The 10,739-nt window shown below is 55.7% G+C and carries 8 protein-coding genes, 1 tRNA gene, 2 rRNA genes and 2 pseudogenes (1 of these 13 cut by a window edge); 8 read left to right on the top strand and 5 right to left on the bottom strand.

Annotated elements, in window-relative coordinates; all coding sequences use genetic code 11:
• The 8 genes and pseudogenes from TH3_RS14680 to TH3_RS14645 form a co-directional block, all read left to right on the top strand.
• Positions 1-1,842, top strand: a 23S ribosomal RNA gene (locus TH3_RS14680) (it extends 908 nt beyond the left edge of the window).
• A gap of 113 nt (positions 1,843-1,955) precedes the next feature.
• Positions 1,956-2,070, top strand: a 5S ribosomal RNA gene (gene rrf / locus TH3_RS14675).
• A gap of 105 nt (positions 2,071-2,175) precedes the next feature.
• A tRNA-Met gene (locus tag TH3_RS14670) sits at positions 2,176-2,252 on the top strand.
• 185 nt (positions 2,253-2,437) lie between these two features.
• Positions 2,438-3,571 (top strand): annotated as a pseudogene (locus TH3_RS14660) (IS3 family transposase).
• Between the two features lie 39 nt (positions 3,572-3,610).
• Positions 3,611-3,757: pseudogene (locus TH3_RS22880) on the top strand (IS481 family transposase); the annotation flags it as partial.
• A gap of 114 nt (positions 3,758-3,871) precedes the next feature.
• Positions 3,872-4,510 (top strand): TetR/AcrR family transcriptional regulator, encoded by a 639-nt coding sequence (locus TH3_RS14655; protein ID WP_007092105.1) that lies wholly within the window; start codon positions 3,872-3,874, stop codon positions 4,508-4,510.
• Positions 4,507-5,553, top strand: a complete 1,047-nt coding sequence (locus TH3_RS14650) for an Lnb N-terminal periplasmic domain-containing protein (RefSeq protein ID WP_007092104.1) — start codon at positions 4,507-4,509, stop codon at positions 5,551-5,553. Before TH3_RS14655 ends, TH3_RS14650 begins: the two co-directional genes overlap by 4 nt.
• Positions 5,554-5,573: 20 nt before the next feature.
• Complete coding sequence (locus tag TH3_RS14645; protein WP_007092103.1) at positions 5,574-7,493, top strand: esterase/lipase family protein; 1,920 nt, start codon at positions 5,574-5,576, stop codon at positions 7,491-7,493.
• Between the two features lie 234 nt (positions 7,494-7,727).
• On the opposite strand, the gene TH3_RS22685 is transcribed toward TH3_RS14645, so the two are convergent.
• From TH3_RS22685 to TH3_RS14620, 5 genes are all read right to left on the bottom strand, one after another.
• Entirely contained in the window at positions 7,728-8,426 is a 699-nt protein-coding gene (locus tag TH3_RS22685) for an IS630 family transposase (protein WP_371456293.1), read from the bottom strand.
• Positions 8,427-8,681, bottom strand: coding sequence for a COG3415 family protein (locus TH3_RS23585; protein ID WP_371456291.1), 255 nt, complete (start codon positions 8,679-8,681; stop codon positions 8,427-8,429).
• A 36-nt stretch (positions 8,682-8,717) separates the two neighbouring features.
• Positions 8,718-9,044, bottom strand: a complete 327-nt coding sequence (locus tag TH3_RS14630; protein ID WP_476718194.1) for a DUF3363 domain-containing protein — start codon at positions 9,042-9,044, stop codon at positions 8,718-8,720.
• Positions 9,045-9,151: 107 nt separating this feature from the next.
• Positions 9,152-9,391, bottom strand: a complete 240-nt coding sequence (locus TH3_RS23175; RefSeq protein ID WP_256376838.1) for a DMT family transporter — start codon at positions 9,389-9,391, stop codon at positions 9,152-9,154.
• A gap of 75 nt (positions 9,392-9,466) precedes the next feature.
• Positions 9,467-10,459: an IS481 family transposase gene (locus tag TH3_RS14620; protein WP_040060002.1), complete on the bottom strand. Its 993-nt coding sequence runs from the start codon at positions 10,457-10,459 to the stop codon at positions 9,467-9,469.
• Between the last annotated feature and the right edge of the window lie 280 nt (positions 10,460-10,739).

The raw sequence follows: 10,739 nt of genomic DNA, 5'->3' as shown, positions 1-10,739 counted from the left end.
GATGAGTACTATCTGGCAGACAGACTACGGGTGCTAAGGTCCGTGGTCGAGAGGGAAACAGCCCAGACCGCCAGTTAAGGTCCCAAAGTTGTGGCTAAGTGGGAAAGGATGTAGGACGGCCAAGACAACCAGGACGTTGGCTTAGAAGCAGCCATCGTTTAAAGAAAGCGTAACAGCTCACTGGTCTAAATAAGCTGTCCCGCGCCGAAGATGTACCGGGGCTCAAGCCACACACCGAAACTGCGGATTTGTTCTTTATAGAACAAGTGGTAGCGGAGCGTTCCGTAAGCCTGTGAAGGTGTACCGTAAGGTATGCTGGAGGTATCGGAAGCGAGAATGCTGACATGAGTAGCGACAAAGGGAGTGAGAACCTCCCTCGCCGAAAGCCCAAGGGTTCCTGCGCAAGGCCAATCCGCGCAGGGTGAGTCGGCCCCTAAGACGAGGCGGAAACGCGTAGTCGATGGGAAACAGGTTAATATTCCTGTACCCGTGAGAAGTGACGGCCTCTGGAAGTAGTTTTTCCTTATTGGATTGGAGAAGCTGCCAAGGAGGTCCAGGAAATAACTCTCACATATGGACCGTACCCGAAACCGACACAGGTGGGCAGGTTGAATATACCAAGGCGCTTGAGAGAACGATGTTGAAGGAACTCGGCAAATTGCCCCCGTAACTTCGGGAGAAGGGGGCCCACCGTGAAGGCAACTTTACGGTGGGGGCACAGACCAGGGGGTGGCGACTGTTTACTAAAAACACAGGGCTCTGCGAAGTCGCAAGACGACGTATAGGGTCTGACGCCTGCCCGGTGCCGGAAGGTTAAGAGGAGATGTGCAAGCATTGAATTGAAGCCCCGGTAAACGGCGGCCGTAACTATAACGGTCCTAAGGTAGCGAAATTCCTTGTCGGGTAAGTTCCGACCTGCACGAATGGCGTAACGACTTCCCCACTGTCTCCAACATCGACTCAGCGAAATTGAATTCTCCGTGAAGATGCGGAGTACCCGCGGTCAGACGGAAAGACCCCGTGCACCTTTACTACAGCTTTGCAGTGGTATCAGGATGTGAATGTGCAGAATAGGCGGGAGGCTATGAACCCGAAGCGCCAGCTTCGGTGGAGCCACCTTTGAGATACCGCCCTTTTGCTTCCTGATATCTAACCGAGGTCCGTTATCCGGATCCGGGACCCTGCATGGCGGGTAGTTTGACTGGGGCGGTCGCCTCCCAAAGAGTAACGGAGGCGCGCGATGGTAGGCTCAGGCTGGTCGGACATCAGCTTAAGAGTGCAATGGCAAAAGCCTGCCTGACTGCGAGACTGACAAGTCGAGCAGAGACGAAAGTCGGTCATAGTGATCCGGTGGTCCCGCGTGGAAGGGCCATCGCTCAACGGATAAAAGGTACGCCGGGGATAACAGGCTGATACTCCCCAAGAGTCCACATCGACGGGAGTGTTTGGCACCTCGATGTCGGCTCATCACATCCTGGGGCTGGAGCAGGTCCCAAGGGTTTGGCTGTTCGCCAATTAAAGTGGTACGTGAGCTGGGTTTAGAACGTCGTGAGACAGTTCGGTCCCTATCTGCCGTGGGCGTAGGATACTTGAGAAGAGCTGTCCCTAGTACGAGAGGACCGGGATGGACGCACCTCTGGTGTACCGGTTGTTCCGCCAGGAGCATCGCCGGGTAGCTAAGTGCGGAAGGGATAACCGCTGAAAGCATCTAAGCGGGAAGCCCCCTTCAAGACTAGGTATCCCTATCAGATCCCTGGAAGACCACCAGGTTGATAGGCTGGGTGTGGAAGCGTGGCAACACGTGAAGCTAACCAGTACTAATTGATCGATCGGCTTGATTGATCCCTCTTGCTAATTGAACATTCTGACTTCTTGCGCAGCGGTAAAACCCGCAAATACGCAATCAACCAATATCGCATCACAAAATCTCCGATCTCTTCGCTGTGTTTCGACGGCCCGGTGGCCATAGCGGCCGGGAACCACCTGATCCCATCCCGAACTCAGAAGTGAAACCTGCCTGCGCCGATGGTACTTTGTCTTAAGGCACGGGAGAGTAGGTCACCGCCGGGCCTTCAAAACACAGCAAATATTCCCTCATCACACAAAACATCCAGCGCCGCCTCACTCCATGATGCGGCGTTATCTGTTTAACCCACCGGTTAATCATCACCCTGACGCGGGGTGGAGCAGCCCGGTAGCTCGTCAGGCTCATAACCTGAAGGTCAGAGGTTCAAATCCTCTCCCCGCAACCACTTCTGTTATAAATCGCTCCTTTGTGAGATATAACAAAGCCGTAAAACAAAACACCCCGCTCGGCGAAAGCCAAGCGGGGTGTTTTATTGTTACATCGTGTCTACGAAGACCTCCTTGACCAAGATGAATAGCCCCTGGAATTGTAGACACCCCATCACTTATAAAGTGAGGCAAGGAGTTTACGATGCCCAAGAGTCATTTTACCGATGAGTTCAAAATCAATGCCGTTCGCCAGATTACAGAACGAGGTTACTCAGTAGCGGAAGTTTCTGCTCGTCTCGGTGTCAGCACACATTCCCTGTATGTGTGGAAGAAGAAGTTCAGCAAGTCCCCTGATACGATTGCTGAAGCTGATCAACAATCATCCGAGATACGCCGCCTGAAGCAAGAACTCGCCCGGATCACCGAGGAGCGCGATATTCTAAAAAAGGCAACCGCGTACTTCGCCAGGGATGCAAAATGAGGTACGCGTTTATTGACCAGCATCGCCGGGTCTACTCGGTGCGCACCATGTGCCGGTGTTTGCAGGTTCATCCCAGTGGCTTTTATGCTTGGCAGAAGAAACCACACAGCGCCCGGTTTCTGGAAGATCAAAGGCAGACCGCGCTTGTTCGCCAGATATGGGAAGACAGCGGTCAGGTATATGGCTACCGCAAAATCCATGATGATCTGCTGGATATGGGGGAAGAGTTGCAGTCCGAACCGTGTTGCCCGACTGGCCCGCAATGCAGGCATACGCGCCCGGATCGGTTACAAGAAGCGTCCCGGCAAATATGGCCGCAAACCGGCTGTCGTCGCTGACAACAAACTGGATCGGCAGTTTGATACCGCCAGACCAAATACCGTTTGGGTGACCGATATCACCTATATCAAGACACAGGAAGGATTTGCGTATCTTGCCGTCGTAATTGACCTTTATTCCCGCATGGTGGTTGGCTGGGCATTGAAGCAGCGACAAGATACAGAGGTTGTTCTGCAAGCCTTGCTGATGGCCGTCTGGCGGCGTAAGCCAAAGAACAGGGTGCTGATCCATTCTGATCAGGGTTCCCAATATACCAGCATCGACTGGGCCGCTTTCCTTCGTCAGCACAATCTTGAACATAGTATGAGCCGCCGTGGGAACTGTTATGACAATGCTGTTGCCGAAAGTTTCTTCAACTTGCTTAAACGCGAACGCATCCGCTGCAGGGTCTATAAATCACGGGATGAGGCACGTCAGGATGTCTTCGATTACATAGAAATGTTCTACAACCCGAAGCGCAAACATAGTACCAACGGGATGTTGTCACCCGTCGAATTCGAAAGACGAAAAATCTGATCAAACCGGGTGTCTACAATTCCAGGGGCTATTCATACAGACTTTCTGAATGCCTACAATTTTGCCCGACGTCTCAAAACTCTGAAGGGCCTTACACCCTACGAATTCATCTGTAAAACATGGACAAACGAACCCAAAAGATTCAGACTTGATCCGATCCAGCAAATGCCGGGACTAAACAACTAGGCACTACATACCCGTAAGTTGGAACTGCTTGGCCTGGGCTGAGCATGTTTTCATGGTGGAACCGGTGATCAGCCCATGGGACAATCCAGCAGAATCCAGAACAGGGGCCTTTGAATGCCAACCAAGAAAAATAATGACGTGCCAGACAAGCGCCGCTACTTGCCTTCAGTGGCCAGGAAAGAGGAAATACTGGACGCGGCCCTGATCGAGTTTGCAGATCGGACGTACAACGCCGTGTCAATGGAGCGCCTGGCGGAATGCGCAGGCCTGTCCAAGGCTGGCATCTACGCCCACTTCAAAAGCAAGGAAGAAATTTTTCATGCCTTGCTCGAACGTACGACAAAGCAGATTTGCGATTTCCAGGGCTGGCTCCCGGATGAAGATCTGACGTTGCCAGAGCTGGTCGATGTCTACCTGGATCGCCTATACGCGACCTTTAGCTCCCCTGCCACGATGTCGATTTACCGGCTGCTTCTGGCCGAAAGCGCCAGAACACCAGAGCTGGTGCAGCGTTGGCACAACGAAGTTGCACACGGACTGAAAGAGCGGGCGCAGCTCATCATCCAACGCAACATAGAACGGGACATCATTCGTCCGGGCGTCTTGACCGAGCACTTTTTCCCGCTGGCGCTCGCTCCCGCACTGCTATGGCTGAGCTCGTCAATGCTATCCAGGGGCAACCCTTCCATAGCGCTGGTGCAGTTACAGGATGCGCATCGGCAACTGCTGCTTGAGCTTTTGGAGCCTCGATGAGCAAGGTGACGCAAAAAGTCAGGCACCTCCCCATGCGCCGGGTGATCGGCATTGCGGTGCTATTGCTGACTGCGTGGGGCACCCTGGCCCTGTGGCACCAGATGCCGCAACATTCAGCGGCTCGCTGGATCGCCACTCTGGCGTGGTCTGCCTCGGGGCTGTCCGTCGCAGTGTCGCTGGCAGGCCTGCTTGAAAGACGGACACGCAGGATCGCCGGATTCGTGTTCGGGGCCGCAACGGCAGCCCTGCTCATGTGGTGGGGAACGCTGCAGCCATCACACCAACGCGCATGGGCTGACGATGTCGCCCAGTTGCTGGAGGCCGGAATCGACGGCAGCCACGTTCACCTGAAAAATGTACGTAACTTCGAGTGGCGCAGCGAAACCGACTACACCCCGCATTGGGAGAACCGCACATACGATCTGGACCGCTTGAGCAGTGCCGACCTGGTACTTTCCTACTGGATGGGACCGCACATTGCGCACACACTGGTGTCGTTCGGCTTCGACGGTGGCGAGCGGGTAGTGTTCTCACTGGAAATACGCAAGGAGCGCAACGAGTCCTTCTCGGCGGTCGGCGGATTCTTCCGTCAGTTCGAGCAGATCCTGGTAGCCGCCGATGAGCGCGACATTGTGCGTACGCGCAGCAATGCGCGAGGCGAGGATGTTTATCTCTATCGGTTGCAGATGAGTCAGGCGAATGTCCGCGCGTTGTTTCTGGAGTATCTGCACGCGGCCAATGAACTGCGGCGCACACCACGCTTTTACAACACACTGACCAGTAACTGCACGACCATCGTATTCGAGCTGGCTCGGCTCATTGCGCCCGCATTACCGATGGACTATCGCCTGCTGCTGTCCGGACACTTTGCGGAATACATCCATGACCTGCACGGATTGACGCCCGGCCATCGCTACGCAGAACTGCAGGCACTGGGGCACATCAACGAACGCGCACTGGCCTCTGACGCATCAGGAGACGACTTCTCGATGTCGATTCGACAAGGTGTGCCCGGCGTGCCGGCCGACGAGGTATCTCCATGAGGTTCCAGCAGTCTTGCCGCATGGCAGTGTGGCTCGTCATTGCCCCGCTGTTGCTGGGGGGCTGCTCGATCCTGCGTGAGTTCGGCCCAGTGGTTGAGGTTCATACACTGGATGCGGGCGAGGCCATCGAACTCAAGCGCGGCGATATCCTGACACGCGGCAAACTCAGCGATGCGACGACCCAGACCATCAGGGTGGCGGCATTGGATGCGCAGGCTTGCGCAAAACCGATCTCAGCGGATTGCGTCGAGGCCCTGGCCGTCGTGACCGGCGTTGCCGCGGATCGACGCCTGGCTGCACTGTCCGAACTGTGGCTGGCACAGGCTCAGGCCATGAAGCCCGGATCAGAGCAGCAAGCCGCCTGGCTTGAGACCATTCGTTATGCCTATGCCTACCTGTTCTTCGGTGACCATACGCCTGGGGAGCGAGCCTTCGAGGATCGCCAGACGCAAGTGCGGGATTGGTATAACTATGCGGTCGAACGTGCCGCCACCGGGATGTTTGAGGTTCGGCAACAAATGTCTACGCAGTTGCCAGCGCAGACCCGCTGGAACATTGCAGGCTGGGAGCTGCAGCTGGATATGCGCAGCGCGCGCTTGCCGGGCAGTACGGCGGTGCCAGCCGAACTCCTGCCAGCCTCGTCCCTGTCTTTCCGCGGACTGCGCAGCCTCTACCGGCGCGACGGTTTCGGCGCCGAGCTGGTGGCGGTCATGCCGGACGAACCCCTGACTTCCGCCCCCACCCGGGATGGCCGTCCAGCGGCCAAACGCAATCGGCAGCCTCTACCCTGGAGCGAGATGCCCGCGCCGTCCATGACGATTCTGCTGCACCCGGACGGAGACGACCTGGACAGCGTGCTGCATACCCGCACTGTCCGTTTGACGGTGCATGACCCCTATGTGGAGTCGGCCATCATGCTGCGCGGGCAGCGCGTACCGCTGGCGGCCAATTTCACCGCCGGCTACGGACTGTGGCTGGCCCGCGCCAACTTCAACCGGCAGTCGCTGCGCAGCCTGCTTGGGCGCGAGGGTGGAATCGACCGTCCGCACGTCTACCTGATGCAGCCCTATGACCCGAACAGGCGGGTCATCGTCATGCTCCACGGACTGGCCAGCAGTCCGGAAGCCTGGGTGGAACTCACCAACGAAATCCTGGGCGATGAGGCCCTGCGTCAGCATTACCAGATCTGGCAGGTCTACTATCCCACCAACATGCCAATCGCATTGAACCACGCGATGATTCGCAGGGCGCTCGGGGATACGCTGGCGCATTTCGATCCTTCCGGCCAGGCGCAGGCATCGTCCGACCTCGTGCTGGTGGGGCATAGCATGGGCGGCGTCATCGCACGGTTGATGGTGTCGTCAACCGATCAGTCGCTGGTGCAGCTGGCTGCTGATCACAGTCGGCTGACGCCGCTGCAGATCAAGCGCATAGATCCGATGTTGCGCTTCGAGCCCTTCCCGCATGTCAGCCGCGCCATCTTCATCGCAGCGCCGCACCGGGGCACATCGGTCGCAGGTGGATGCCTGGGGCGCTGGATGGCGGGATTCATTCGCTTCCCGGTTACGGTGCTCGAAGAACTCGCCCACACACTGGCGCCCAATGCGGCAGCCAGCAGCCACGAAAGCCTGGGGCATATCTCCAATAGCGTCGACAACCTCGACGAGAACGATCCTTTCGTGCTCGCGGCGGCGGACTTTCCCATCTCTGCCCAGGTGCGCTATCACTCGATCGTGGCCCAGGCCAATGCCGACGTGGCCCTCGAGGATTCCGATGACGGTCTTGTCCCCTACCGCAGCGCACATCTTCCCGGCGCACAGTCCGAGAAAGTCATCATTTCAGGACACAGCGTGCAACAGGACGCGGCGGCAGTGCTGGAAATCAAGCGCATTCTGAAAGAGGACATGACGCAGCGGGAAGAGCAACCCATACCGCGCTAGACAACTGCCATCTGCTGCACGCATCTGGATTGTCCGTGGCCATCGTCCATGTAATGCATTGGTCCGCTATCACCTTATGAATCGCTTCATCATCCTCTCCTGCTGGATCGCGGACTGGCCAGCGGCGTGCTGTGGGCAGCCGTCGGCTTCATGGCAGCGACTACTGCTGTCGTACTTTTTCAAGAAAGACGCCCGCGTATAAAACCTGTCATGGCGGGCTAAAGCGTGTCGCATTCAATATGCCTCATATCCGGCAGCAGAGAAGAAATTCCGGCATTCATCGGGGGTAAAGAGATCACAGATGTCGGCAAGAGCCTCACAGATGGCATCAAAAGAGCGTGCAGCCCTTTTGCGCAAGAGCGCTTTGAGTTTGGAATATGCCAATTCAATCGGATTGAGATCAGGGGAGTATGGCGGCAGGAACAAAAGCCATATGCCCTTTTCCCGGAGCAATTCCAAAACTGGCGTGCTTTTATGAAAAGCAACATTGTCGATAATAACGACATCATCGGATGACAGGGTGGGCAGAAGTTGGGTTTTGATCCATATTTCAAAGGAGCGGCGGTTCATCGGTGCATCAAGTATCCATGGTGCAACAAGGCCATCACAGCGTAATCCGGCAATGAATGTCTGTGTTTTCCAGCCCCCGAACGGCGCGTCGGCATGACAGCGCATTCCCCTTGGCGACCATCCGGTGCGTTTTGTCAATTTTGTGTTGGTCGAAGTTTCATCAATAAACACCAGACGGTTTACTGCCCGATCAAAGAAGGGTTTGCGCCGACGGGTCCAGTGTTGGCGCTGACGAACAATTTCCGCCCGTTTTTGTTCACTGGCGTGAAGTGTTTTTTTATTGCTGTAGTTGATATTTTTGAGAAATCGCCCGACTGTCGCCCGATGGACATCAACACCCTGCGCGGCCAGTTCGACACGCAATTAATCAAGTGTTATCTCGCCATTCTCTGCAAGACGCTCCTCAAGCCAGTCCTTATGGGCAATCAGCTTGGCCTTGCCTGGCCCGGAACCCTGACGCTTTGCCGCAAGACTGCCCGTACGCCGATATAAAAGTACCATGTTGTTCACAAAACGCGGCGAAACCCGAGAATGGCGCGCCGACTCCCGGTGTGAATGCCCTTCCTGAACAAAAGCAAATACGCGCTCACGTAATTCCTGTGGATGTGGTTTTCCCATCTATTATCTCCTCTCTGTCTTGATAGAGAATCAGAATCAGAGACTTTTGGAAACCATTGAATCCCAATTGATGCGACGTGCTTTAACCGATGGACGGCCCACGCTGTTTGCCAATCTCCCAAGATACCCCCCGCCTCGCATCGTTGCCGCAATCTGCTGTCCCAGTTTCTTCTCTATCATTGGTCGCCAGAGCACCAAACTGAACCCCATGCCGTCATCAAGCATTGCGTAGCGACCGCTGGCGAGCATGACGGAGCGCCGGTAGATGCCAGCCACGCGCTGTCCGTCCGCCACGGGCCGATGCTCCAGGCCTGTGTCGGCGGCAATGTCCTTGACGGCCTGCATCAGCTCCTGATTGCACAGCGTGCCCAGTGCGAACTCCTCTCATGACCGTTCGGCGGAAGACGCAGGGCCGGACACAGAAGCCGCTGTCGAACCACTCATCTGCACAACGACCATTCCCACCAGGATCAGCGCAATACCCGCCACACCCCGGCAGGCTTGGGCGTCAGCCCCATCAAACCGTAGTGATCGATCAGCAGCGAAGCCAGCACCTGGCCCGCAATGACGCTGACGATGAAGCTGGCCGCGCCCAGCTTGGGCGTCAATACGAGCGCGGCGGTGATATAGGCCACGCCTACCACGCCTCCCAGCCACCACCATGCTGGCCCCTGAGCCGCAGCGCAGCCCCACGGCCGGTGCCGGAACACGCATCAGCATCATCAAAGGCAGGACGATCAGCACGCTGACGGCCAGCGAAGACAGGGTGGCCCACAACGGATCCCCTAGTTGTTTAGTCCCGGCATTTGCTGGATCGGATCAAGTCCGAATCTTTTGGGTTCGTTTGTCCATGTTTTACAGATGAATTCGTAGGGTGTAAGGCCCTTCAGAGTTTTGAGACGTCGGGCAAAATTGTAGGCATTCAGAAAGTCTGTAAGGTGGATCCTGAGTTGATCATGACTGACATAATGGAACCGCTTGACAGTCGCCTCCTTGATCGTGCGGTTCATGCGCTCAACCTGCCCATTGGCCCAAGGATGTCTGGGCTTGGTCAGGCGATGTTCAATGTCATTCTGCGCGCAAGCCAGATCAAAGGCATGGTATCGGAAAAGTTCCTTTTTCTCAAGCATGTCTCTGATTTCGGTTACGCTCCATCCATTGCCTTTGGGATCAGTGAAATGGGTACCGTTATCGGTCAGGACAGTATGGATTTTATAGGGAACAGCTTCGATGAGCTGACGGAGAAAATCGGCGGCAATGCGGCGCGTTGCTTTCTCATGTAACTGAGCAAAAGCAAACTTGCTGGTGCGGTCAATGGCAACCAGCAAGTAAAGTTTTCCCTGTGCGGTATGAACTTCTGCAATGTCGATATGAAAATAACCGATCGGATAATGTTTAAACTTCTTGCGCACCGGTTTGTCGCCCTCGATATCTGGCAGCCGACTGATGTCATGACGTTGCAGGCAGCGATGCAGGGAAGAACGGGTCAGGTGTGGGATCGTCGGTTGCAAGGCGTACAGACAATCGTCGAGAGGCAGAAGTGCATGCTTGCGAAAGGTCACAATGACGGCTTCTTCCTCAATTGTCAGAACCGTCGATTGAGGCGTTTTGGGACCGGTTGGCTGATCGGAAACACTGCTCCGCTTCTTCCATTTTGCAACCGTTTTCGGATTGATCCCATAGCGCTGAGCAAGAACCTTCAGGCTCTCTTGACTATCTTGTATTGCTCGACGCACCGCCTCTGTCGTGCGGGCGCATCCGTGTAGAATTTGTCCCATAATGCATCCCTCCATGCCGAGAATAATAATACCCCATCAAATGCCGGGACTAAACACCTAGTGAACTATTGATTGCGTTTCCGGGATTGTACCGTATAATCTAAAACAACCGTCCAGTCGTTTTTTAGTTCGCACGCTTTGCAAGGATCTATACGAACCCGAAACGCTGGAAGTGAAACAGGAAGAGCACCTCATCAACCAGCCGAAAGAGGCAAGGGTGTGCACACATCAATAAGGAGATGGCGTGGGCTTGATAACGCTTGCGAGTAAAGAACGGACG

Source organism: Thalassospira xiamenensis M-5 = DSM 17429 (assembly GCF_000300235.2).
Lineage (GTDB): Bacteria > Pseudomonadota > Alphaproteobacteria > Rhodospirillales > Thalassospiraceae > Thalassospira > Thalassospira xiamenensis.
This window is presented reverse-complemented; position numbering and strand designations above follow the sequence as displayed.

What these genes read in the sequence shown, in the direction of transcription:
- TH3_RS14655 (WP_007092105.1), top strand. Translation starts at nt 3,872, where the DNA reads ATGCCAACCAAGAAAAATAATGACGTGCCAGACAAGCGCCGCTACTTG.
- TH3_RS14650 (WP_007092104.1), top strand. Translation starts at nt 4,507, where the DNA reads ATGAGCAAGGTGACGCAAAAAGTCAGGCACCTCCCCATGCGCCGGGTG.
- TH3_RS14645 (WP_007092103.1), top strand. Translation starts at nt 5,574, where the DNA reads ATGGCAGTGTGGCTCGTCATTGCCCCGCTGTTGCTGGGGGGCTGCTCG.
- TH3_RS23585 (WP_371456291.1), bottom strand. Translation starts at nt 8,681, where the DNA reads ATGGGAAAACCACATCCACAGGAATTACGTGAGCGCGTATTTGCTTTT.
- TH3_RS14620 (WP_040060002.1), bottom strand. Translation starts at nt 10,459, where the DNA reads ATGGGACAAATTCTACACGGATGCGCCCGCACGACAGAGGCGGTGCGT.